The sequence below is a fragment of the Bradyrhizobium sp. SMVTL-02 genome (genome assembly GCF_051853005.1).
GTDB lineage: Bacteria > Pseudomonadota > Alphaproteobacteria > Rhizobiales > Xanthobacteraceae > Bradyrhizobium.
The window spans coordinates 1,140,945-1,164,200 of the sequence record NZ_CP182469.1 but is presented as its reverse complement, the minus strand read 5'-3'; the positions used below and the strand labels follow the sequence as shown (position 1 = coordinate 1,164,200).

Annotated in this window: 17 protein-coding genes, 5 pseudogenes and 1 riboswitch; of the genes and pseudogenes, 12 read left to right on the top strand and 10 right to left on the bottom strand. The window is 58.2% G+C overall.

Annotation, left to right across the window (positions count from 1 at the left end):
• The first annotated feature begins 3 nt into the window (after positions 1–3).
• The 4 genes and pseudogenes from ACNJYB_RS05635 to ACNJYB_RS05620 all read left to right on the top strand — a co-directional run.
• The gene (locus tag ACNJYB_RS05635; RefSeq protein WP_439373090.1) at positions 4–474 is read left to right on the top strand and encodes an ArsI/CadI family heavy metal resistance metalloenzyme; all 471 of its coding nucleotides are present in this window, start codon (positions 4–6) and stop codon (positions 472–474) included.
• Between the two features lie 11 nt (positions 475–485).
• The gene (gene arsC, locus ACNJYB_RS05630; protein ID WP_439373089.1) at positions 486–905 is read left to right on the top strand and encodes an arsenate reductase (glutaredoxin); all 420 of its coding nucleotides are present in this window, start codon (positions 486–488) and stop codon (positions 903–905) included.
• Positions 905–1,576 (top strand): aquaporin, encoded by a 672-nt coding sequence (locus ACNJYB_RS05625; RefSeq protein ID WP_439373088.1) that lies wholly within the window; start codon positions 905–907, stop codon positions 1,574–1,576. The genes arsC and ACNJYB_RS05625 overlap by 1 nt, the downstream gene beginning before the upstream one ends.
• Before the next feature lie 161 nt (positions 1,577–1,737).
• A pseudogene (locus ACNJYB_RS05620) lies at positions 1,738–1,876 on the top strand (IS3 family transposase); the annotation flags it as partial.
• A 25-nt stretch (positions 1,877–1,901) separates the two neighbouring features.
• On the opposite strand, the pseudogene ACNJYB_RS05615 reads toward ACNJYB_RS05620, so the two are convergent.
• Both ACNJYB_RS05615 and ACNJYB_RS05610 read right to left on the bottom strand, forming a co-directional pair.
• Positions 1,902–1,976: pseudogene (locus tag ACNJYB_RS05615) on the bottom strand (hypothetical protein); the annotation flags it as partial.
• A gap of 198 nt (positions 1,977–2,174) precedes the next feature.
• Positions 2,175–3,128: a class I SAM-dependent methyltransferase gene (locus ACNJYB_RS05610; RefSeq protein ID WP_439373087.1), complete on the bottom strand. Its 954-nt coding sequence runs from the start codon at positions 3,126–3,128 to the stop codon at positions 2,175–2,177.
• 1,445 nt (positions 3,129–4,573) lie between these two features.
• Positions 4,574–4,782: riboswitch (cobalamin riboswitch) on the bottom strand.
• 228 nt (positions 4,783–5,010) lie between these two features.
• On the opposite strand from ACNJYB_RS05610, the gene ACNJYB_RS05605 reads away from it, so the two are divergent.
• Together ACNJYB_RS05605 and ACNJYB_RS05600 are read left to right on the top strand one after the other, a co-directional pair.
• The gene (locus ACNJYB_RS05605) at positions 5,011–5,298 is read left to right on the top strand and encodes a hypothetical protein (protein WP_439373086.1); all 288 of its coding nucleotides are present in this window, start codon (positions 5,011–5,013) and stop codon (positions 5,296–5,298) included.
• Between the two features lie 421 nt (positions 5,299–5,719).
• On the top strand, positions 5,720–5,926 hold the full coding sequence (locus tag ACNJYB_RS05600; protein WP_439373085.1) for a hypothetical protein: 207 nt from the start codon (positions 5,720–5,722) through the stop codon (positions 5,924–5,926).
• 878 nt (positions 5,927–6,804) lie between these two features.
• Here ACNJYB_RS05600 and ACNJYB_RS05595 read toward each other — a convergent pair.
• Positions 6,805–7,301, bottom strand: a pseudogene (locus tag ACNJYB_RS05595) (transposase); the annotation flags it as partial.
• A 198-nt stretch (positions 7,302–7,499) separates the two neighbouring features.
• Here ACNJYB_RS05595 and ACNJYB_RS05590 point away from each other — a divergent pair.
• Both ACNJYB_RS05590 and ACNJYB_RS05585 read left to right on the top strand, forming a co-directional pair.
• Entirely contained in the window at positions 7,500–7,715 is a 216-nt protein-coding gene (locus ACNJYB_RS05590; RefSeq protein ID WP_439373084.1) for a hypothetical protein, read from the top strand.
• Positions 7,716–7,724: 9 nt separating this feature from the next.
• Positions 7,725–7,949, top strand: coding sequence for a hypothetical protein (locus tag ACNJYB_RS05585; protein WP_439373083.1), 225 nt, complete (start codon positions 7,725–7,727; stop codon positions 7,947–7,949).
• Positions 7,950–8,531: 582 nt separating this feature from the next.
• Here ACNJYB_RS05585 and ACNJYB_RS05580 read toward each other — a convergent pair.
• Together ACNJYB_RS05580 and ACNJYB_RS05575 are read right to left on the bottom strand one after the other, a co-directional pair.
• On the bottom strand, positions 8,532–8,840 hold the full coding sequence (locus ACNJYB_RS05580) for a hypothetical protein (protein ID WP_439373082.1): 309 nt from the start codon (positions 8,838–8,840) through the stop codon (positions 8,532–8,534).
• Positions 8,841–9,620: 780 nt separating this feature from the next.
• Entirely contained in the window at positions 9,621–9,929 is a 309-nt protein-coding gene (locus ACNJYB_RS05575; RefSeq protein ID WP_439373081.1) for a hypothetical protein, read from the bottom strand.
• A 634-nt stretch (positions 9,930–10,563) separates the two neighbouring features.
• Between ACNJYB_RS05575 and ACNJYB_RS05570 the strand changes: the two are divergent.
• Positions 10,564–12,524, top strand: a pseudogene (locus ACNJYB_RS05570) (putative bifunctional diguanylate cyclase/phosphodiesterase).
• 275 nt (positions 12,525–12,799) lie between these two features.
• Positions 12,800–12,943: pseudogene (locus ACNJYB_RS05565) on the top strand (IS630 family transposase); the annotation flags it as partial.
• A 108-nt stretch (positions 12,944–13,051) separates the two neighbouring features.
• On the opposite strand, the gene ACNJYB_RS05560 reads toward ACNJYB_RS05565, so the two are convergent.
• From ACNJYB_RS05560 to ACNJYB_RS05550, 3 genes are all read right to left on the bottom strand, one after another.
• The gene (locus tag ACNJYB_RS05560; RefSeq protein WP_439373080.1) at positions 13,052–13,312 is read right to left on the bottom strand and encodes a hypothetical protein; all 261 of its coding nucleotides are present in this window, start codon (positions 13,310–13,312) and stop codon (positions 13,052–13,054) included.
• Positions 13,313–13,651: 339 nt separating this feature from the next.
• Positions 13,652–15,355 (bottom strand): metallophosphoesterase, encoded by a 1,704-nt coding sequence (locus tag ACNJYB_RS05555; protein ID WP_439373079.1) that lies wholly within the window; start codon positions 15,353–15,355, stop codon positions 13,652–13,654.
• A gap of 54 nt (positions 15,356–15,409) precedes the next feature.
• Positions 15,410–16,123, bottom strand: a complete 714-nt coding sequence (locus ACNJYB_RS05550) for an SLATT domain-containing protein (RefSeq protein WP_439373078.1) — start codon at positions 16,121–16,123, stop codon at positions 15,410–15,412.
• A gap of 3,195 nt (positions 16,124–19,318) precedes the next feature.
• On the opposite strand from ACNJYB_RS05550, the gene ACNJYB_RS05545 reads away from it, so the two are divergent.
• Entirely contained in the window at positions 19,319–19,543 is a 225-nt protein-coding gene (locus tag ACNJYB_RS05545; RefSeq protein WP_439373077.1) for a hypothetical protein, read from the top strand.
• Positions 19,540–19,797: a hypothetical protein gene (locus ACNJYB_RS05540; protein ID WP_439373076.1), complete on the top strand. Its 258-nt coding sequence runs from the start codon at positions 19,540–19,542 to the stop codon at positions 19,795–19,797. Before ACNJYB_RS05545 ends, ACNJYB_RS05540 begins: the two co-directional genes overlap by 4 nt.
• A gap of 84 nt (positions 19,798–19,881) precedes the next feature.
• On the opposite strand, the gene ACNJYB_RS05535 is transcribed toward ACNJYB_RS05540, so the two are convergent.
• Complete coding sequence (locus ACNJYB_RS05535; RefSeq protein WP_439373075.1) at positions 19,882–20,652, bottom strand: hypothetical protein; 771 nt, start codon at positions 20,650–20,652, stop codon at positions 19,882–19,884.
• 663 nt (positions 20,653–21,315) lie between these two features.
• Positions 21,316–22,974, bottom strand: a complete 1,659-nt coding sequence (locus tag ACNJYB_RS05530) for a DUF6119 family protein (RefSeq protein WP_439373074.1) — start codon at positions 22,972–22,974, stop codon at positions 21,316–21,318.
• Between the last annotated feature and the right edge of the window lie 282 nt (positions 22,975–23,256).

The window sequence follows — 23,256 nt, the reverse complement described above, 5'->3', positions numbered from 1 at the left end:
GCCATGAAGCGCCTCCACGTTCATGTCTCTGTCGAGGATATCTCCCGCTCCGTCGGCTTCTACTCGGCCCTGTTTGCGGCGCAGCCGACAGTGGTCAAATCCGACTATGCGAAGTGGATGCTAGAAGACCCGAGGGTCAATTTCGCGATTTCAACGCGTGGACGAGAGCCCGGTCTCGATCATCTCGGCATACAGGTCGAGAATACCGATGAGCTACATGAGGTCTATGCGCGCCTGCGCGGGGCCGGCGGCGATATTATCGAGCAGGGAGCCACTACCTGCTGCTATGCGAAGTCCGAAAAATCCTGGATTGACGATCCCGCCGGCATCGCGTGGGAAACCTTCCATACGACCGGCGAAAGCACCGTCTATGGCGATGGTAGCGGCGAGAATCAGGCCCGCGTCGCGCATGAAAAGGCAGCCTCATGCTGTGCGCCGCAGGCCGAGACAAAATCGGCTTCCGCCTGTTGCTAGCGAGCCCGGCCATGGATGTCATCATCTATCACAACCCCGATTGCGGGACCTCGCGCAACACACTGGCGATGATCCGCAATGCCGGCATCGAGCCCCATGTGGTCGAATATCTGAAGACGCCGCCGTCGCGAGTGCTGCTCAAGCAATTGATTCTCCAGATGGGCATTTCAGCGCGCGATCTGCTGCGCGAGAAGGGCGCGCCGTTCGCCGAACTTGGACTCGGCAGCCCCAAGCTGAGCGATGACGAACTGCTGGATGCAATGATGGCGCATCCGATCCTGATCAACCGGCCGATCGTGGTGACGCCGAATGGCGTGCGGCTGTGCCGGCCGTCGGAGATGGTGGTGAACCTGCTGCCGCCACAGCACGGCCTGTTCGTCAAGGAAGACGGCGAGCGGGTCGCCGATCCGCGCGGCCCGGCGGCGGCCTGATGCCCTCGCTCAGCCGGCGCCTCGTCGCCGAATGGCTCGGTACGGCCTTCCTGCTCGCCGCAGTGGTCGGCTCGGGAATCATGGCCCAGAAGCTCGCGGGCGGGAACGTCGCGCTGGAACTGCTCTGCAACACCATTCCAACCGGCGCGATTCTGGTCGTGCTGATTCTGATCTTCGGCCCGCTCTCGGGCGCGCATTTCAATCCCGCTGTCACGGTGGCCTTTGCCTGGCGCGGCGAGTTGCCGTGGGCCGGCGCCGGCCTCTACATCCTCGCCCAAGTTGCTGGTGGCGTCGCGGGCGTATGGCTGGCGCATCTGATGTTCGAGCTGCCGCTCTGGCAATCGTCGCTGACGACGCGGACCGGGACTGGACAGTGGCTTGCCGAGGGCGTCGCAACGTTCGGCCTCTTGCTCACGATCTTCGGCTGCATCGCCCGCGCGCCAAGCGCCGTCCCCTACGCAGTCGGCCTTTACATCACCTCAGCCTATTGGTTTACGGCCTCGACCTCATTCGCCAATCCCGCCGTGACGATAGCACGCTCGCTGTCGGATACCTTCGCTGGGATTGCGCCAGGCGGCGTCCTCGCCTTCATCGCGGCGCAGCTGGTCGGAGCAGCCTTAGCGTTGATGCTCTCGGGCTGGCTGTGGGGCCGACTGACCAAGCAGGCTTAAGTACTCCGGGTAAGAGGGCACTTGAAAATGGTTTGCTTCGCCCAATACTGAATTTGTCACGACTGCCGTTGACCTTGCCCCAAGGGCTTAATCCAGTTTGAAGTTCGTTCTGACCCAGACGAGGACCAGAGCATAACCGCAGTCGCTTTTCGGAAGAGCAGATCCTCGGAATCTTGAAGGAGCACGAGGCCGGCATTTCGGTCGCCGATCTGACGCCAGCATTACAAATAGAAGGCCAAGTTCGGCGGAATGGACGTCTTCGAGGCCAAGCGGCTGAAGACACTGTGGTCTTCAACAGCGTGGTCTTGCCAGATCCCGAGCTACCCACGAGCGCGACGAGCGAACCTTGCTGCGCGTCGAGCGATATGTTGGAAACGGCAGCACTGCGTCCTCCATCCATCGTAGGACTTCGACACAGCATCGATCTCGATTCGGCACGGATGCAGATGGATTCGAAATCGGCAAAGCTGTCATGAGCAAGCGTCCCTGTAGACGACCGACCTGACAGAAAGGGACCATGAAGGGAGTCAGGGCATGATCCGCTTGGTTGCCTGGCTCTCTGGCTCAGACCCGCGGCTGTGTACGGAAAACAAGCCCGTCACGGCTCCAACGCGACCTGCAAGCCCTCGTTGCCTTCAATATGAACATAACGGGGCCCGATCGGCCGCCCCCTGCCGCTGGCGACAGTGACGATGTCTTCCAAGGGGGCGACGTGAGCATCCGCTTCATGGCGGGACAAGATCAGATCGGCGTGAAACAGCCCCTCCGATTCAAGACCATTCGCATCGACGCCAAGAGCCGCCAAGGAGGCCAGACTACTTTCGAACTCCTCCGCATCGCGAAAGCGACGCTGAATAAATGTCGCGCCGGTCAGGCGTTCCGTCACAAGGCCATGCTTCGCGAACGTCGCAGCCAACGAATCGAACGGGAACATTCGCAGGACGAAGGAGATGATCCATGGCCGCTTCTCTGTTGCATCGAGGATTTTGCTGAACGTCTTTTCGGTGACGTAGCCGATGCAACCCGTCGACATGATGACATCAGCGGAGCGGATAGCACGCGCGCTGTCCGCCGATAGCGACTCACGTTCAAGATCGGCGACAATGCCCTGTTCAAGAAGACCAACACCCGTTGCATAGCTGATCGCCGGCGCCGATATATCGAGACCGATAAATCGCGCCAGGCCAACATCCGGCCAGGACGCATAGAAACTGCGATCGAGACGCACCAGTGTCTCGGAACTAATCGCCCTCATCTCGCGTCGCGCGTAGCGGTGACGCAAGCCGCCGAAGGTCAGCGGAAACCGATGCACCGCGGCGTTGATGCCGTATGAGCAGCCAACATCGAGCACGGTCGGCGTAAGGCCGGTTGCCGAAGCTTTCGCTGCCAGAATTTGGCGTACCACCGGCTCGGCCACGTCCGGAATCATATAGTCTAAGTCTCCCAGCACAGAGAAATATGCCCTGGGATCATCCGAGGCATAAATGTCATCGAAGACGGCCTTAGACTGATTGATGCGCGAAAAATCCAATCGCAACCCGATGTCTCCCATTTCACTTTACAAGCCACTCGACGGCTGCTGCCTTCGAGTCATCGGCGCCTTATTGCAGAGATTGACCGATGCATAAACCCCATCGCACTTCGTCGGTCTTGCTTGCGAAGCAGAGGATCTAGCCTCTTATCGCAGAGCACGTATGAGAAGATGAAGTTGTTCCCCAGGGCTGCCACGAGAATTCTTCGGCATTCAAGTTGCGACTTTGAGAGCTTCTTGAGTGTCGAAAGGCAACGATTTGCCATGACCATACGTTGATGGCACGATTATGGAGCGAGCGTAGAGCTGTGCGCTGCATCGCTCGATCCTGCTGATCGTCATCGGCCCGATCGTTGAACGCGACAATGCTGAGATAATCCTGGATAGGAAGCGTATCGCCAATTCATTCGCCATCGCCGAGGTGGTAAGCACCGTCCGCCTTCGCCTCCGGTCACGCACGAGGAGGCACTTCGGTTTGTAACCGACCTGGTCCGCAAAGCATTCAACGCAGCAGAGGCTCGACAGCCACCTTCAGAGAATTCTTCTTGATATTAACGAAACCAAGCTTTGTGCGGCTAGCTAGGGGCTAGCCCTTCGATGGCTTCGCTGCGGCCCGGCGCTCAGCGGTGCGACCGTCCTGCGATTCGAGAGGCCGTGCCGCCACAACGGTGGAAAAATCGGCACGCGGTGCGTCGCCGTGGAGCATGCACCGCGTGCCGCCGAAGCTCGTGCCAGTGCGCGGGCGACCAGCTCGCCGATACTGGTCGCCTCTTCCACGAGCATCAGTAGGTTGCGTATGCCGCATCCACCTGACGAGAAGCTGACGGGGCGGCCACTTGAATCTGTCTGGTCCGGAGGCAGCCATGACCATAATTGAGCTGCTGTGCGAGACCTATTGCGCGCTGGAGGTGCAAATCACGCGCCTTCGTCGGCGATCTGGCTCCTGATACCCCCGCAAACTTCAAGAGCGGTAAATCAATGATTGGTAATCTGGAATTGCCTTCGTCTTCGTCCCGATTAGCTTTCATAGCATGCCCTGCCGGTCGCTGATTTGCGAGCCTCGATCAGCTCTCGGTTTTGTCGTTCCAATACAGAAGCTGGGTCCAGGAGCGGCTTGGTTCGCCAATGAACTGAGCAAGAATGGGAAATTGTTGGGTTGGAGGCCGGTGTACTCACGGCAACGGTTGGCAGTATTGGTCCTTGTAACGCTTCGCCGGACAATACGAATAATTCCGGCCTCGGCATGACGGTTTCGCTTTTGTCAGAATCTCGCATAGACAGTCGAATTCCTAAGAGACGCGGGCTTTCTCAGATTCGCTCGCTGCATCGATGCGGGTGAGCCTTCCAACTACGTAGTTAGACCAGTCCATGTACAACTGGACCGTCATACACCTTCCCCGCGACTTTCTGCCTTTCGTCCCAATGCAGCAGATAGCGACGGAGTAACCAACGCCCCGGAGCACCCCGCCCGACATTCGCGCATGACCAGTCTCCTGGCTCGCGGGTCGTGGCCTTTGACCACCTTCCCAGGATCATGCGATCCCAGTGGCATTAAATGGTCGTCGGCTCGCCGCTTACAGTTGCGGGGGCAGCTCCGGCATTGTCCAGATCGGACGCACCGAATTCCCTTGAATAGCCGCCCTCACGGGCACTACCGCTGTGCACACTGAATTGGGCTCTGCCGTGGGTCAAGCACTCCTCGAAATGGGGTGATGAGTTCGCGCTCGGTACGGGTGATGATCAATTGACCCCAACGGACAGACAGGGCGATACATGTAAGGCTAGTAGTCAGAAGCCGAGAAGAAGGGCGGGTTTACCGAAAATTGAGTGGGTGCGCTGAGCGGCGCTTCAGAGTCGACTTGATGAGCACCCTTCCTGACCCGAATCGCGCTAGGAGTCGTTCATGAAGCTCACCAACGAACGACCCTGCGCCAATCCCGAAGCCGCGACCCGCAAGCTGATCGAGATCGCCAGCGGCATCGAGTCCGACCAGGACGGCCGCATCCACATCGAGAAGATCAACGCGCCGTTCCTCTACACGCTGAAGGCCTCCGGCGCGGAGTTCGGCGCTGGCATCAAGCACGCGGTCGAACGCGGCTGGCTCGAGCTTCACGAGAGCGGAACCTATGTAACGCAGGAGCGGCCGACATTGCGTAGTTTTCCCAGTGACAGAATCTGCCCGCCATTCTAAGGGTGTCTCCACGCCCGGTCGTAAGCCGAGCGAGGGGAATACTTCGATGGAAGAGTACAGGGCCTGTTTGCTTGGGCCCGATGGGCACATTGATAGCCGGGTCAATATTATTTGTGCGGATGAGAAGACGGCCAGAGAACGGGCGTGGCAGCTCGCACACGATTGCGCGGTCGAACTTTGGCAGGGGGATCGCAAGATCGCCGAATATCCAGCGCGCCACTGATCTGCTTGAATCGCTTTTGCGTCACGGAAAAGGCGGCCCCGGCCGGTGAGGATTCTGGAGATTGATTGAGGCCGGGGCCGTTCGAGGTCTTGGCGGTATTTGGGATTCGCAAAGGGCCCGCCCCTAGGAAGATTCGGCAATCAGTTCTGTTCTTGGGACATTAGATATAATGTTCCGGCAGTGGAGCGAGTAGCCGCAATGAAAGACATGCGGGCTCAGTTGGAAAAGCTGCGCACCGAGGCTGCCGAGTGCGCCCTGATTCGTGACTTGGCGACCGATAAAAAGAAGCGAGAGCTGTTTGCCAGACTGGCTGAGCATCTGGGGGTGCTCGCGGGAGAAGTGGAGCGCGCCATGACGGAGATTGGCGAGCAAAACATGGCTCCTGATCTAACGCCTCGGGTCTGAGGGGGGTCGAGTTTCTTTCGTTTTCGACGACACACCCTGAAAGTGCTTTTGCGATTGTAGAAGAACAAACTTGTCCATTCTCGCAACGAAAAGGGCCCAGCTCGCTGCAGAACTGACGCCGCCATCCTGCTAATTGTTCTCCGATCGGACTTCGGGAGGCTTCAATTGGAGCAGAGCCTGGACGTCACAAGCTCACGTGCGTTCCAAGATTCGTAAAATTACCGGAAAATGCCTAATTTCAGCCCATGAGCATGGCTTACGAGCTTTGTCTGGCGACCGCCGGCAGAGAGGTCCTATCAGGACCGGACTGGATACATGAAGTGAAGCACGACGGCTTATATGAGGCTTCGCGGGTCAAGAAGTTTTTCGAGATCAACATTTTTTCTTTTCCTGCGTTTAGGCTTCGCGTCGAGTGAGCGCAGTTCTGCATTGATGGCCCACGGCAGGCTCTTTTGCTTGGCCGCGCTGAGCGGTCACCCCCGGAGCCCGGAGGGTCGCGCCGGAAGGCGCGAGGGGTTGACGGCGGAAGCGCGCGCCGAGCTACGATCCGTCCCGGCCATTGCGACGTTGCAAATGTACGTTTTCTGCTGATCCCTCTTTTTGTTTTCCTCGTTCGTTGACGTTCCGATGACGACGTTTGTTCAAAGACAACAATTCAAGGCGGAGCCCTTTGGCTATGCGGCACTCGCCGCCTTCAAACTTATGTCCGGTCGGGACGAGCCCGTATCAAGATCCCTCTTGCAACAGTGCGAGGGCACAGGGCTCCAAGGGGAATGGGACCCTTCTACCGAGCGGCATGTTGCAGCCAGCCGTCGTGCCGGTCACACATCCCACCTTGGAATCAGTAAGGTTGAGTCGTCTCCTTTTGGCGGTTCTAATCACGCCTTCAGAATGGCGCCCTTAGGCACCAAACCTGTCTCGAGATAGCGCCAGAGCGCAATCAGCAGCTTGCGTGCGATGGCGACGATCGTAATCCGCCGGATGCGGCCCTTGAGTTTGCCGACACGTTCGCGGAACCAGACACTCAGGGGGCTGTCAGGCTGATGCCGCAACCACAGCCAGGCGAGCTCGATCATGACGTGCGAGCCTCGCCATTGCCAGCCTTGCTGATCCCCTGATCACGGCACATCGCGCCGCTCTGGAAATGCGCCGGTGTCAGACCGACATAGCTCGCCGGTTGTTTACGATTGTCAAAGGAGCGGTACAACACCTCGCCGATAAGTGTGGTCGCAAGTTCGGGCCCGATACTCTTGATTTTGGCCAGATCCTGGATCTTCTTTGCGTTCGTATGCTCCGTCTCAGTCTTGGGCGATGCAATGGCGTCGCGCTCTGCCTCTATCTTCTTGATCATTCCCAAAATAAGCTCCAATCGCTGCAAGCAGAGGACAAAGCCTGGATCGCGGCTGAGGATGCCGCCGATGAAAAGCTGAACGAGGAATTCTCCTGGACGTTGCTCGCCCAGCGGTTCAACGCTCTGAGACCGATCCGGCCGACTCTAAGGGCAGCGCGCCCGCCTGTCCTTCGCCGGAAGCCTGGTGCGGGATACGGGCAAGGTCAACGGAACGCGCTTCCGATGCGACCTGTTCATTCGCTCACGCCGGAGATGCTTCGGTTGCCCTGTGTCGAGCGTGACGCGCTTGAGGTCATGGCTGCGCAATGCGCCGGCATCGTGTGCCACCCGCAGGCTCTCGGAGTGCTGGAAGAGCGCTTCACCAGTGAAGACGCCGCTGCCACGATTTCGCCTCTGGGCGATCGGCTAATTCAGCATGTCATGCAGCGATTCGCGTGAGGCGTTAAGATGCCCGATATGACGCTCTGGAACAAGCTAACTCGCAAGGAGCAGAGAATTGTCATTAAGCTGTTCGGCGGAGGTTCCACTCATGGCGACAGCCTGATCGAGACGGTTAACCTTATGCGGCTGGGTCTCGTCACTGAGAACGGTTTAACCCCGGCCGGCCTCGAGGTCTTCGTCGCTGCTTTCAAAGCGCAATGTGACGCGCGGCAGCGGAAGTTGCTGGCGTAATCGCGCGGCGCTACCAGAACTTGCGCGGCAGCCGCTTTGCTACAAACGGGGGCAGTGTTGATGAGATCATCGTTGACAGCTCGGCCGCGGCGAAACCCAATTCGTCAATCGACGCATCTGGAAAGGCGGCGATCAACTCATCCTGGGGTATGAAATCGCTATAACAGTGGGTCTACTCCTTAGCTATCCCATAGCTCAATTTTTGACCGCGAGCGGTCCCAACTCGCCAATCTATGCCAGTAGGCTCCCTTGCAGGCTGCGTCACGACCGGTTAGGTCGCCGAATTTTCGACGGCGGTGGTTCGCCAGCCACGCGTCTTGCCGTTTACTACTCTGGCCGATTTTCGCAAATTGCAGGATGTCATCACCGACAAGCGGCACTGTCTCGCCAAGGCGGGCATCAGCGGTGTGCTCAGCGAAAGCTGCAGCCGCGACGCGAAGATTATACCCGATGACGTGGCGCTTCCGGAATTCAGCGTCAAAACCGCAACGCTGTCATTCAGCGCCGCTGCCGCGCATACTCCGCGCTGGCACTACCCCCGGCCGCAGGACGGCCGGAGGTTTGCCGTTTTGCGTCTCGACGTTAGTAGCGCTTGCCGGTGGGGACACTGCCCGAAGCGGAATCGTCGGTCACACCCTTATGCGCCGCGCTCCCGGCGGTGCCGACCGTGCCCTTTGTCCCCTTGGTTGACTTCATGCCCACCTTCTCGCCAGCTGCGCTCTGCTGGGCGCCAATATCCTCATCTTCGCTGCCGGACAGGCCGCCCTGTATGGGCTTGCTTTGCACGGTCCCGCGCGTCTTGGCGTCGGTTGACGCACCTTGTGCAAGAACGGGCGTCGCTATCAGGGCCGAGAGGGCACATGCGACTACGGAGGTCTTCACCAACTTCATCCATTTCTCCTGGATTTTCATTCGCGATGAACGGTCCGGCTCCACGCCGTTCGCCAGCACCGAGCCATCTCATCGCGGAAAGAGCGCGAACGGCGAGGCGGCCATGCAACCCACCTCGTGTGGTCATCGTTTAGGGATTTCGGGGCCATTTCGCGGAATTGATCACCGCATATGCGGCAGCGCGGAACACATGCTAACCGCGAGCATCTCTCATCTGCAGCGAAACAGTCCGCTGCTACCACCCCGCGTTCGGCACCCTTGAGTTTGAGCACGCCGACGTTGATGTGGATGAGTCGGCTCCTCGCGATGTGGGCAGTCGTGCTGAGTTTCTGCAGCGCAGAGTGCTGGTCGTGCGGATCGCCGACGCGCAAATGAAAAGCCGCCGGATGGCGCGCACTCCTCAAGCAGCAATGCGCGGTATGCCATGCGACGAACCAAGATCGTATGACAGCCTGCCAACAAGGTTGAGGCTTCCACTATTCAAAGGCCTCGCAAATGCAGCGCCGCAGCCCGCAACTCGACGCTAACCATGATCACACTCGCCATCCGTCGGCGGATTACATCGCGGCGCGATGCTCCGCACTGGCACTGCTCTTGCTGATGAAACGGTAAACGACCATTAGCATTGAAAGGTGTGCCGCAATGGGATCCATGGTGTTTCAAAAAAGTGCGGCTTGCATGGCTGTCAGATACGCACCTCCGTTCTTAGTGGGTCGTCTGCTGACACGACGAAAAACCCTCCGGCTGCGCCGAAAACTGCCTTCCTGGACGGGCCTTGCGCTACTGGTGCTTGTCGCGGACATCCTGATAGCGGTGTTCGCCTGGATCGCCGTCGGCTTCGTCCTGAACTGAGATGTCCCCCTCATGCAGGTGGAACGCTGCTGCCAGCAAGTAGGCGATCTGGCCGACGACGAGGCATCCGATGACGACGGACACGCCAGCAAAGAAGCCAAAGCCGGAGGCCTGAAGAACAATCGCGGCGAGGACCGCGGTCGCAGGAGACACTAGCACCATGGCCCAGACCCGAAAGAACAGACCCGTCGCCAGTCCGATGATTGCGCTCCCTAGCAGTGCCAGGATAATCGTCACATTTCACTTCCAGTTTGAGTGCGAGCGGCACTGCAATCCATCATCTGGATCGCTCTAACAAGAATGGCGTTGTCCGCCGCGGCGACAGAGCGGAGTTAGTGTTAACCTCGACAATGCCCTTAAAATTCACCCGGGCCAGACCTGTTCTGAGGGCTAATCTCGACACCTCGGCCTTTACGTTCGTATCGTGCGCTCCTTGCGACGAACCCGCAGGATTGCTTCGTTCTATCGGATATGGCGCGGGAAAGCGGCGAGATGTCCCGCACAAGCTGCGTCATACATCTCATCGCAGAAAAAATCGTCGGCGCAGGGGCCGTAACTTACGATACGTTCGCGGATCGCATCTTCGTAGAGCACTGTCGATCATACCGCCCCACCGTCTAATTCGCGGTCAGCCTAATTCGGCGATCGATCAAACGCGTAAGTCTGTACGCAACGTACAGAACTGTGCCCCCGCGTTTGCGGTGATAGAGGAGACGGGGGCCAGCACAGTTCTCGGCCCCGCTAAATAATGTTCGGCCAGCCCATGCCGCGCCGGACGTGGCGAAATTCAAGAATTTATCTTTTCTCAAAAGTTTGCCGCGACCTTCCAGCACTGGCGACAACGTTAGAGCCAGTCCTGCGGGGGTCCCATATGAGGACATATCTGAGCTCGTATCTCTCGAAGCTATTCGCGGGGGATCTGGCGGCTTTTGGCGGCCCTGCGACGGATGAAGCGGTCGCAGGGCACATTCGCGCGGAGCAGATCTCTCTCGTGCTTGGTTATTCGCTGGGAATAATGCTTGCCAACGCCTGCAATGCGACGGTGCTCGTGATTGCTCTCTGGTACTCGCCCAACCGAAACTATGCCCTGATCTGGGCAGCTGCCGTGGTTTGCGGCGCGTTATCGATAGGCTTGAAGGCGCGTTTATCACGACGGATTACGAAGCCGCAGTTCGTCTCCCGACAGGCCATGCATCGGCTGGTGCGAAATGCGCTCGTTCTTGGAACCGCCTGGTCGGTCGTTCCGGTGGCTTTCTTCGCCGACGCATCGAGTGGCGGCCACCTCGTGATCACATGTCTTTGCTCCGGGATGCTCGCCGGCGGAGCATTCGCCTTTGCTACGATTCCGGTGGCGGCGGTTGCATTCACGGCTCCGATTTTTGTGGGTACGGCAATCTGCCTCGGCCGAAATGGCGATTTCGTCTATCTGCTCGTCGCTATCCTTGTTGTGGCCTATGGCTTCGTGCTTCTGCGCGGCGTTTTCGCCAATTCTTTCGAATTCACGAAGCGCACCATTGCTCAATTGGAGGCTGAAAGGAGGGTCCGGCGGGATCCGCTGACCCAGTTGCCGAACCGTTTCGCCTTTAACGAAAGCCTCGAAGCTGCTCTGAACCGCTTGGCTCGCTCGGGCGAGGAATTCGCGGTTTTTCTGCTTGATCTCGATCGCTTTAAGGAAGTGAACGACAAGTTCGGCCACCCCGCAGGAGATGAGTTTCTCATTGAGGCGGCGGCGAGACTGCAGCGATGCGCGCGTGAGACCGATACTGTCGCGCGGATCGGCGGGGACGAATTTGCGGTCATCATGACCAACCTGGCCAAAGCAGAAGATGCGTTGGAAATCGCCGAGCACTTCGTCGGCGCTTTCGGCGAACCATTCCTGATCGAAAGATGCGAGATCGCTGGCGCGACGAGCGTCGGAATCGTGTTGGCCCCGCGCGACGGCAATACGCCTCATGAGCTCCTGAAGAATGTCGACCTTGCGCTCTATCGCGCAAAAAAAGCGGGGCCGGGAACGGTTCGCTTCTTTGAGGTCAGCGACGACAAATCAGCTCGCGATCGCAGGGCGCTGCAACGGGATCTGGAGGAGGCTATCGGGAGAGACGAGCTTTTTCTCGTCTATCAATCGTTCTTTGATATTCGCGAGAACCGAATAACCGGTTTTGAGGCCTTGCTGCGCTGGCAACACCCTGTCCGGGGAGTCATTTCGCCGGCTGAGTTCATTCCCATTGCCGAGGAAACCGGATTGATCCACCAGATCGGTGAGTGGGTGGTCCGACGCGCCTGCTCGACGCTGTCGAACTGGCCCTCCGATCTGAGGGTCGCCGTGAATTTTTCTGCAGCTCAATTCCATAACACCAGGATCCTGCAAACGATCGTGCAGGCCCTGGCGCAGGCCAGAGTTGCCCCTAGCCGTCTTGAAATCGAAATTACGGAGTCGATGTTGATTTCAAAGTAGGGGCCGGCATCATCGATCCTGAACTCACTCCTGGAACTGGGGGTGACGGTGGCGCTCGACGATTTTGGAACGGGATTTTCGTCGCTGACCTATTGCTAAAATTGCCTTATACCCGAATCAAGATCGATCAGTCCTTTATTCGCGACATGCTGACACGGCCGGATAGCGCGGCGATCGTAAAATCAATAATCACGCTGGCGCAGGATCTGCACATTGGCGTGGTGGCGGAAGGCGTCGAGACCGCCGAACAGCTTGGGCGTTTGCGCCAAACCAGCTGTGATGAAGTCCAAGGATATCTCATCGGTCGGCCGGTATCAGCAGACCGCATCTTCGCCCTGCTCGATCAAAATAAGCAATGGTCGACGCCTGCCGCTTGAAAGGTCTTGGGCAAACCGACCGGCCATCATGCTGCGCGAAGCCGTGTGCGCCGCTGGCCTTGCTAGCGGAATCAATCCCAAGATAGGCATGTAACCACCTTGTCGGACTTACGGCCGCCGGACCGGACGTACTGCGAGAGGCGAGTTCGTCGTCATCGTGTTGCCCGGTCGCTATCTGAGCGGTGCCGCGCGATCAGGCGCTCGATCGCGACCTGGCGTGCCGGACGACGTACGCACAGCTATATGCGGTATGCTACGACCTCACTGTTTTCTGCATCGAGGCCGACATCCGCACCCTTCATCGATCTGCACAACAGAAATCCAACACTTTCAAGTGCACCAAATGCGCAGACCAGATTCTGACCTCGATCAAACGCTTCTGCCACAAAGTCCAGCAAACTTTATGTGGCGAGCTTTAGATTCACGGGACTTGCCAGAGTTGCGTGAGGCCTCAAATACGATGTCGGCCCACTTGCGGCATCAAGCAAAATCGTCCATCGCCCGCATCAGTTCAAAATTAGACCTATCTATGCTGGCGCTTCAAGCGATGCGTCACCAGCACGACATCCTCGATCATCAACCAGCCAGAGCGCATATTCGAGCATCCAGGCGCAGAGGCGCTCTCGGTTCAGGCAGTCATTTTCCAAATGAAGAAGCTGTCCTCGCAGGGCCGTCAGCTCCGAACGATTGTGGCGTTTGAGCTGAGCAGCGACCGAGATCGCGTAGGTGGCGAATTTGTCAAAAGGAAGCGTGGGTTGTTGCTGCCCAACGCCGTAGGATCGGCGCAACGATAGCTGCTGCTCTATTCCTGAAAATATCTGGCGACGATCGGGGCATTTTCGACGAATTCAGGCGAAGGGTGTCAGCATTCGGTTGACCGACGGAATTTTGCCGCATTCTCCGCCGCAACAGCTGGGGCCTGAGAGAGCTTGAGCGCCTGATCGGCCGTTACCTGAAAATGAACGCCCGTAACGCTCGCGATAGCGACGGTGATCTCTCGTCGATCTGCGGCGCCGAACCGCAATCGGACAGGTGACGAAGGGAGCGCTCAAGCGCCTCAGTGAGTTGACCTTGATGAGACGCGCCCGCCACGCGCGAGGCGACACCGATCAGAAGGTTCCCTAGTCCTAGTTCGACGGCGGGTCCCTGGTGAGAATGTCATTGCAGTTTGTTAGGTCGGATGATGTCGCCGACAGCGCTTCGGAGAATTGGCAGACCGCCATGGTCTTGCCCTCACGGTCATATTGCGTGGCGGACCACGTGGTGCCGGATCGCCGCATTACAGTGAAGCCGAACTGCACCAACGTCAGGTTGTTGCCGTCGATGCCAACCGACGTCCTCGGGGTGACCGCGGGCGGTTCCTGGTCGAGCATGGGTTTGCGGTCGGGGCCGAGCAGGGTTTTTCCCTCGGGCGTCGTCTGGTAGAGCTTGTCGAGCTTGGTCCCGCCATTGCCCGCGATGATCTGGATCGGGGTCAGGGCAGTCCTCGGCCAGAAGAACTGAAAGGCATGGGTGTCGCCGGCGAGGACCAACCGGGCGCGTGGCTTATTCTTCGCCGCTGCGAATTTATCGCGGAAGACCGCCAGGGGAGAATCGCCGGGTTTGCTGTCTTTGGCGCAGCCGCTCGTGTGGTCCTCGTCGTTTTCTTCCATCTTGGTCCCCAGCTGCGGCTCGCCTTTCATGACGCGCCCCCACAGCGGCTGATGCAGGGCGAACCAGACTTCCCCATCGGATTTCAGGGCGCCGATCTGCGTCCACAGGCTTTCATAGCGCTCGCAATTGGCCTTGTAGTTGTGTTCGTTCTTTTCGTCCGACGTATCCATGACCACGAGGGTGCGCCGGCGCGACCGCTCTTCCTGCGTCGCTCCAATGTTGAGCTGGTACATCTGGGCGTTGCTGTCGCAGGCCGATGCCGTCTCATATTGCCCTGGCAGCGCAAACAGGAATATCCAGCCGGCGCCGGCCCTCGCGCAGTCCTCGTGATTGCCGCGCATGATCACCCAGGGGGCCGCTTGCAGCAGCTTGCTGGCGGGTTCGAAGAATTCCGCCTTCCAGGTGTCCCAGTTATCGCCGAAAGGGCTCATCCCGCAATCGATGCTGCTGTCGATGCACGGATCCTCGCGATAGTGAAAATCGCCGACATGCAGGATGAACGATTTTCCCGTCACCTGTTTGAGGGCGCTGTCCGCCACTCTGGCGAAGGGCCAGCCGTCGGCAAGACGGCAGGGCTGGATTTGCCAATAAACCATCCGGCAGCCGGTGTCGCCGATCACGACGATGTCGTTCGGCTCGTCCGCGCGCGCCGGCAACGTGACTGCACCGACCCTCGCCTCGCCGTTGTCGATCAGCACGCGTTCGCATAGCAGAATCCGAAAGGCCCGTTCCGCCGACGGCGGCCGTTGATACATCCGCAAGCTGTTGCCGCCCTGGGTGATGGTCGGGCAGCGGCCGCCCTCGGGACCGATCGTGCGCACCAGCCGCCCGCCTGGCGTGTTTGTGGTGTCCTGGTCAGGCATCAGCTGAACCCAGACGTATTGCACGTCGTTTTCTTGCACATTGTTTGCGCGCGCGCCGGACGATCTGGCCCTATTCTCCGGCTCCTTGTCTGTCGCCTTGGCCGTTTTGATCGCGTCATCCGGAAGCACGCACTGAAGGGTGATGCAGTGATAGAAATAAGTGCCCAGCGCGGCCAGGATCGCCACGACAACGGCAATGCGGACGCAAACGATCAGCAGGTGCAGCAGCCATTCCCAATAAGGCTCAAACCTGCCCGAACGGCGCTCGAGGGCGCGGGAGAGAAACCGTTCGGTGGAGTCCGACGGACTGGTCACGGCTTGCTGTCCTGCCCGGGGTGATTCACCAGCTTGGCGTAGCGCTTTTTGAATTCATCGGACCAGATCGCGACTTCGCCGTCGACCATCGCGAGTATCAGTTCGCAAAATAGCCTGGCGCGTTCGAGTTGACGCTGGGTCCGGATAAAGATCCAGCGTCTCGGTATCCGATGAATCAACCTTGTTGCCACTGACATCCGTAATTGGCGGGGCCGCGCGCCGCTCGAGGTCGATCTTGTCCCAGTCGAATTCGAATTTGGTGAGCTCGCGGTTGATCGCCGCCGCCGTCGTGAAGAAGCGCATCCAGTCGACGGTATATCCCGCATTGGAATCCCAGAGCTTGGCGACCCCGGCAATACCGAGCAGGACAAGCGCGACCTCGCCGGCGTGGCTGTTCACCCAATCGCAATACGTACATTCGCTCTGCAAGCGGTTGGGAATGCCGAGCTTGAGCAAGGGAGGAATAGTTGCGAGCGCGACAAAGAGAAAAATGATGAAGTGAAGAGACTGCGCCAACCGCTTCTTCCACTTTTGATGGTGCAGATACCAATCAAGCGTGCTGTTCGCGAGGCCTTCGGCATAGTCGCGTACGAGCTCGAGGTTCTTGTCGTTCCCTTGGGTGGTCCAGTCGAGCTTCGGAAACGGCAGCGCGGTGCTGAGAATGTCGTGACGTCTCAGGCGCAGCTCATCGACGGTCGGATCAACCGCAATCGGCCCGTTCTGCGCTCCGCCCGGAGGGGGTCCGTTTGCTTCACCCTGCTCGCTCATGATCGCTCCCCCCGCGGCGCGAGCTTAAGTTTACGTGCGCGCCAAGCCAGCACTATGATATAGACATGTCGATGACCCTAGTCTGCCGGGCGAAGAGCGCGCAGAAGAAGGCACCTACCAGATGCAGAATTTAGTTGGCAAGGTCATCAACTGGTATCGGCGCCTTCGTGTGAACATAGGCCACGCTTTCCTACGTCTCGTCGACACAATCGTTAGGGTCGACGATGGCTCTTTTTCTATTCATCTTCCCGATCAAAGCGCATGAGAAAGAGCGACCGCCTCGAAAATGCAACGCCCGCAGCAAAGTTAGACGCGCGCCTGCGCTGATATCGTGCGTTTTCCTGGCCCATCATGCAGGATTACTGCTGTCGTGGTGCCAGATCGAGCCTACCCGTGCCGGGAGACTCGCCGATGGGATGAAATGCCATGGACCGAACATCCGGCGGATTCAAAATCAGTTCGTGTGACAATGAAACGCGTGTTAAAGAATTGTGACGACCTGAAGCGTGAGACCCGAACATGAGGAAAAGCGACGTGAGTTGTTCTGAGTGCGGCGCTGGTTTCCGTCGCCTCGAACTATGGTCTGAATCCGGAAAGAAAGGCGAGTATCGCTGTCCGGTCTGCAATAGCATGCTAGAAGTTTTCGACGGCACCAGGCTGGTCGTCTACTGCCTTACGATTGAGCCGTCCGTTAGAGCTATCCGCCGTTAAGCGTTCGGACGTTAAAATCGACAGTTGCACGAGCATTTATCTGCTTCATACAATCGTACTCACGCCGGGGCTTTTTTGCTAGCGAGGCTGTTTCCAACCGAAATCAGAAGAGCTTTGCCGGCCCCTCGTGTTGGCTTTCGTCCGTCCTCCCTTTTGATTCCTACTGCGGCAAGGAAGGCGGGCCGCGGGATGAACTTTCAGATGTGGTGATCAAATGGCGACGATCCTGAATTTCCACCGGCGCGCCCCCGGCAAATCAGAGCAAGATCATTCGCACCGGGAAGCTTCCAAAGTGCTGAGCCATGCGACCTTCCTGGTTTCACAAATTGAAGCCGAGCAAACTCGGACGGCTGAGGATCTGCGCCAGGCCATTCTCCTCCTTGATCGCGCGAACGCGAGCATTCGGCTTCTCATCGGCCGAATCGAATGCGAGCCAACGCGAAAACGATTGGAGGCGCGGTCCGCTATAATGATCGGCTTATTTCAGAGACGAAGGCGGCGCATCTGTCCTAAAGAAAGAGTGCGTCGTTCTCCCCGTAGAGGCTGGTCCGCTTGTTGGCGCGCCGTTACCCTTCATCCCCAGCGCAAGGAGAGAAAGTATGTGGCGAGTGATTGGGCAATATGGTCCATTGCGCATGGGAACGATGACGGCTGCCGTGGTGCCCAATCTCCAGACGGCTCTCGACGCCAAGTCTCTTTGTTCTCCACCGAATTCAAAGGGCAAGCTCAATGCTCCGGAATGGAAGCACCTCCGGACCGACCGGCCGGCCTTGCAGGTGGGCTGGTAAATGCTGCTCATCACCGACTACACGTCCCTGCAAGCGAAAGTTATCGAGTATCTGGCGCGCGATCAGGACACCACCCTGATCGCGCGCGTCCGACCTTTATTCAGCTCTTCGAGGCGAAGGCGAATCGAACGCGCTTCACCCAGCAGATGGAGACACGCGCAACGGCGTTAACGGACGCGGGTGAGCCCGAGTTCATCGCTTTGTCGGCGGACTTCCGCCAGCGTATGCATGGTGAATTTGCTTGCAAAGCCCACCCGCTTCCCGGGTAACCGCCGCGTTGGAAGTGGAAAAACACCCGACTTGCGGCGATCGCGACGATCCCGCTGATCGGTGGCATTGAAGCGTGGGGCGGCTTTATGGCGCTTCGCTAATCCGCGGAGGCGCGGGCTTCCCGATGACGAAATAGACGAACCCGTAACCCGGGATGAATGCCGACAAAGCGGCATTGACGATGGATCGGTTTTGCAATCCTCGCATGATCCCCATTACCCGGCTAGCAAATACGGTAGTCGTCAAAATCCAGTGCCAAAATGACCCCATAACCGAATCCCCTGTTCCAACGCGTCTAGCGAGCTCGAATTAAAAACGGCCTCAGTGGCCGGGGGGCAAAATGCTGAGGCCGTCCGTAATTGCCCGATCTGTGGACCAGCTCGAAGCAAGGCTGCAACGCGGTCTTTGGCCGTTTGTTCCGCGGATAGGTATGCCGTCATTCGGTTATCAGGGATCGGTAGATCCGGGCCATCAGGCCCGTATAGCCCCTTCGTTCGTAGGAGGCCACGATGTGGTGGTAATGCCACATGGGACCGTCGTCAGGCGAACTCCTGCTCGCAAGCCTGCCGAACTTGATTCCGGCTAACGATGACGCCCGTGGCTTGCAGCTCGTCCAAACGGCGGTCGAACTCGGCCTTGAACGTCTCTGCCATGTTGGCTACGTTTCAATAGGCCGCGGGAGAGGACCGCGGGTCGGCTCCCTTGATACGTCCATCCTTACTGAGATGACTGCGAAGCAGGGCCAGGGATCAGATGAAGAGAAGACAAACGGGCCGGGCAAGCATCACCCGCGCTGCGGAGCCCCGCCGTCTCTCCCGCGACTGGTCAGAGCCAAATCCCGCTTCGTAAATTACTATAGAGCAGAAAGACGGCAGATAAGAGCGACTCTACGCTCATACTCGCCGGGCGAGGACCGAACGCACCAAAACCGGCGGGCGCCAAACGTTGAAATCGCCGCAGTTCATCCTGGTTTGCGTGTCTATTTTGGACACTCGTTGCAATTACATACTGTCTTTTGAAATGAAACCTGCATCATCTCGCTGCGGCCGAATCAGCCGGTGCGATCTGCGAAGAAGAGTTCGAAACAGAACCGCTGATGCTCCTTCCGGATAATGAAGGTGACGAAAGCTCATGGATTTCTGGGCGGTGCTGCGAAGTCTTGCTCCCGAGAAGTAGGAAGGAGTCCCCGGCGACAATTAGTCCAGTAGGGCCATCGTCAGCCCCATCCAGACCGCGCCGATAATGCCGGTGACGAGATGCCTAAGGCCATCAGCGCGTTGCTCCTGACGGCCGCGACCGCCAGGTATCACTCTCGGACGTGCCCGGCGAACGATTCGCACAAAGACGGCGCACGATTGCCATCAACGCCGCTGGTCGTCACGGTTGCAATGTTAAAAGGTCGCTCGCTAGTTAGCCGGGGAACAACATGGTTAAGACATTTCGCAATACGGTCATGGTACTCACTTTTCTTATGGTCGCCGGCGCCAACATTTTGTGGGACTTCGTCAATACCTACATCGCCTGCGGCCTCGCGCTGGCCGCTTCCGTCACCGCAGGTTTTTGCGTCGAGCGCGCCTTCATCAAGCGCTCCCACCGCGAGATGATCCGCGTTCACGGCGCCGATTGGCGCACAGCGAAGGAAGAGGAATGACAGTCAACCCGAATATCATCGCGCATCTCGTGAAGGCCGAGGCTCCCGATCGAGGGGTGCTCGATTGCCCCGTTTGCTGCGCCAGGCCGATCTTCGAGTGGCAAGCCAGCGAAAACACATGGCGCATTCGTTGCGAAGAGTGCGAGCAGTTCGGTATGCTGGTCTCGACTAAGTTTTTTGCGACGCCTGAGGAGGCCACGACCGTCTGGAACGGTGAGAACTTGAGCGAGATCTCGATTAAGATCCCCGAATGAGGAGCGCTCACCATCCACAGAATCCCCGATTGCCGAGCCTATTTCAGCGCGTGATCCCGCAGGCAAAGATAAAAGTCTGTTGGGTTAGCCGGGCGCTTTGCTGGACATCAAGTAAGCGCTTGAATTCCCGGTAGCACCGGTCCGCACTGGGCATCGTGTTGACGCAACCAGTATAGGCGGCGACATGGACCTGCAGGTCGTCAAAGATCCTATTGAAGTCCGCTGTGGCGATCGGCAGTGGGCGGCCGCGACCCGCGATAGTCCCAAACAGGCGAACACCAGCGCAGCAATGCAGTTACGGGTCACAGGCGGGCTCCCAATCACGCGGCCGAGGTTTGTAACGTCAGGCTCCGAAACCGTGATGGTCGGCGAATAGCCGATATCAGCACGCGCCGGCTGCCGCCCGAGCGCCAACGCAAGAACGAGCAGAAAGCCAAGCCCGCCCGAAAAATAGACCAGCGTCAGCGCCGAGACGCAGGCGAGCCACACTGGCATCGAAGCGGCAGCGATCAGCGGCGGATCGATCGTCTTGATCGTAAGCGCGAGCAGCGCCGAATAGAGCATAACGCCGAGCGCCCCCCCCCCCCGCCAGGCGTCGGCAAAGAACACCGCATTCGAGAAGGCGCCCTCCGATGACCCCCATTGCAGCGCTGCGACCTCCTTTTCGAGATGCAGCCGCTCGCGCTGATAGCGAAACCAGTCCGTCGCGGTCGCATAAGGTATCCAGACAATGCGATTAGCGATCAGCGCCAGCGCGCTTCTCTCGCCAAAGCATTGTATTGCGCCGGCGTGTCCGCCGGCAGCTTGACTTGGCGTACGGCGACGGGCCCTTCTTCGCTTCGGCTTTCCAGGCACCGATGACACCGTTTGCGAGAACCGACTTCTTTACAGTCCCCGAAAGGCCGACAAGCCGGACAACATGCCCCGGCTTGCGCAATATGTCGCGGATGCGAGCCGCGCGGCGGCAGTGCCCCGTAGCCCGGGGCCGCAGCAACTGGGCCTGATGGCCATACTCACCCTGCCAGCCTCAAATACCCCGCGATGCTGTTCGATGCCGGCTACATGCGACAAATGCATTCCCTTGCAGTGCATTTCTGACGCAGGACGTCGACGAGCTGTACAGGCCTCGCATCCCTGTGCGATAGAGCTTCACGAGTTCCTAGAGATCGCGCGGTCGCGTGCGCTCGGCAAGAGCCCTGACTTTTCGTAGTCGTATCTAGGGTTTCGGGAGACAGGAAGAAGTATTCGTCGGCGGTCAGATCGAGCGGCCGCGGCAATGGCCGGGAAACCGGTCCTTTGTAGATGGTCGAGGAGGAGGTGTATTCCGCCTTGTCGGAGCGCTTGGGCGACATCCTCGCCGTGCTGGGGCAACTTCTGGATTCCCTCGAGGACGCCTGAGTGGAGGCTGTCCTCAAAGATCGCGAAGCCGTTCGGTACTTCCCGCAGCGGGTCGATCGAGAAGCTGCGCCGCCAGATTATGTTTTGGATTTGTTGGGCATTGGTCTGTTGCTGCCCCTATCACGTGCCTGGCGTGATACGCGTCAGATTGATAAACTTCACACTTACATCGAAATCCATTGCTTCAATGTCCCTCGACTCCTCGCGCAAAGTCAGTTTACTGAAGAATGGAATATTGTGCGTCCCGTCGGCTCTCGGAAAGTCAGCAATCTGAAACTCTACAGTCCATCGCTTCTGCAGCTCCACTTTTAGCTCCTGTGCTGTTTGCGCGCCGTAGAGCTGTTTGACGGTCTCGACCAATTTGATACGAAAAGGTTCGTATTTGCGCAACAGCTGCGCTGAAACACCGCCTTGCTTGAAGAAGTGGCTTAGAATACTTGATTGGCGCGAGCTTTTCTTGACGTGAATGAATCGCCGTCCCTCGATGTCAAGCAAGTCGCACATTTCGATGCCAGGTCCCGGCACCTCGTCAATCTGAATCAATTTCTGATCCAGGAGGAGATAGCCCGCCTCCTGCGCAATTTCGCGATTGTAGGATTCTTCCGACTGATATCCGATCTTCTGCTTCTTGCCTTTGCTATTGCTTATGACAACCTTCTTCAAGGGTCGCAGCTTCTTGTCCGGTGCACCATACAGCTCCGCAAATTTCCGGTCGGCGGCGTCCTTAAAATTTTTCCCAACCTGGTACCATCGCCCTTCGTTAAGCGCATAGCGCTCATCGCTGAGAACGAGAGAGCCAATGAGGGCGCGATGAACGGACCAGGACTGGATTGGCCGATTCTCGTTCTCTGAATAGGCGGCGATGGTATGCCTCTCGAGGTCTTCAAGGAGCAATGAAGGGAGCCGGCTTCCGAGGCTGCCCCTATAAAGGTCCAATGAGAGGTCGGGATAAAAATCGCTAAATCCGGCATGTTCAAACCGGAAGAAAGTAATGTTTTCTGAAACAATGTCCGGAAGCGCGACTTCGAATTCATCGCTATTTCCTCGGATCGCGCTGAGAAGCTCGCCGTTAAGCTTTTCTTCGAGTGTTGTGTCGAGCACTGGCGAAAGAAAATCGATGAAGCGAAATCCGGTGTTTCGATAGGCTTTGGATTTGAAAAGCCGAAGGGCCTCAAGAGCGGCGTCCGGAACGTCGACGAGCTCGACCTTTTTCGAGAATCGCAGCCCTCGTGAACCGGTGACGTTCTGCGCGAAATCGCTATCCTCGACCCGACCGCTGACCTTGCGGATCAAATCAAGCGCATCGTCGACTCCAAAGGAGCGCAAATCCCGTTGCCCGACTGCTTGCGCGAAGTCACGTATGGCGGCGCCGATGTTGGCTCGCTCTACGCTACGCAGTTTCTCATCGCTAACTGCATTGACTGCGACTTTGAGTCCGAAATCGGCCTCGGTTTTCGCGTCGTCCAGATAGACGTGGGCGTACGAAAAGGTTAGCGCAAAGATATGGCTATTCCTCTGGAACAGCAGCAAGGCGCAGGGCGATCGTGCAAAATGGTCCTCCAGATTTGCAAATGCAGATCTGAGAAGAGGTACCCATTTGGGAACCTGCTTCCGGCCGGGAAACACATAGAGCGCGGCACCATCGCCGAACCGGCTGGATGTATGACTCTTCGCCTCGCCTGCTCTCACCATTGCGCGAGCGGTGTCGGTCAATAACGTATCAAAAGCTTTGACGTCGGCCTTCGCCAGATAGAGCGAAAAGGACTTCAAGTTTGGCATTGAATGGGTCAGCCTAACACACTCTCGTCAAAGTTGCGGCATCGAGAGTTCTTAATGGGTGTGGAATCGATTTTCATGTAAAGTCGGTGGCTGCCAAGTCTGTCGAGAGACGATATGTCCAAATGTTCTGGCGTTACGAACACAGCATGGCCACCCGGCGGACGGAATTGTCCGAGGGCGGCAAGTTGAGCGATTATCTTTGCGGGGCCCGCAGCAGTTGGCATCGTGAAGGATGCATAGTAGCGACACATCGATACCGATTAATGCAATGGCCGCAGTGTA

Coding starts and splice junctions, on each gene's coding strand:
- ACNJYB_RS05635 (WP_439373090.1), top strand. CDS start 4: ATGAAGCGCCTCCACGTTCATGTCTCTGTCGAGGATATCTCCCGCTCC.
- arsC (WP_439373089.1), top strand. CDS start 486: ATGGATGTCATCATCTATCACAACCCCGATTGCGGGACCTCGCGCAAC.
- ACNJYB_RS05625 (WP_439373088.1), top strand. CDS start 905: ATGCCCTCGCTCAGCCGGCGCCTCGTCGCCGAATGGCTCGGTACGGCC.
- ACNJYB_RS05610 (WP_439373087.1), bottom strand. CDS start 3,128: ATGGGAGACATCGGGTTGCGATTGGATTTTTCGCGCATCAATCAGTCT.
- ACNJYB_RS05605 (WP_439373086.1), top strand. CDS start 5,011: ATGAAGCTCACCAACGAACGACCCTGCGCCAATCCCGAAGCCGCGACC.
- ACNJYB_RS05600 (WP_439373085.1), top strand. CDS start 5,720: ATGAAAGACATGCGGGCTCAGTTGGAAAAGCTGCGCACCGAGGCTGCC.
- ACNJYB_RS05590 (WP_439373084.1), top strand. CDS start 7,500: ATGCGACCTGTTCATTCGCTCACGCCGGAGATGCTTCGGTTGCCCTGT.
- ACNJYB_RS05585 (WP_439373083.1), top strand. CDS start 7,725: ATGCCCGATATGACGCTCTGGAACAAGCTAACTCGCAAGGAGCAGAGA.
- ACNJYB_RS05580 (WP_439373082.1), bottom strand. CDS start 8,840: ATGAAGTTGGTGAAGACCTCCGTAGTCGCATGTGCCCTCTCGGCCCTG.
- ACNJYB_RS05550 (WP_439373078.1), bottom strand. CDS start 16,123: ATGAGCGAGCAGGGTGAAGCAAACGGACCCCCTCCGGGCGGAGCGCAG.
- ACNJYB_RS05545 (WP_439373077.1), top strand. CDS start 19,319: ATGGTTAAGACATTTCGCAATACGGTCATGGTACTCACTTTTCTTATG.
- ACNJYB_RS05540 (WP_439373076.1), top strand. CDS start 19,540: ATGACAGTCAACCCGAATATCATCGCGCATCTCGTGAAGGCCGAGGCT.
- ACNJYB_RS05530 (WP_439373074.1), bottom strand. CDS start 22,974: ATGCCAAACTTGAAGTCCTTTTCGCTCTATCTGGCGAAGGCCGACGTC.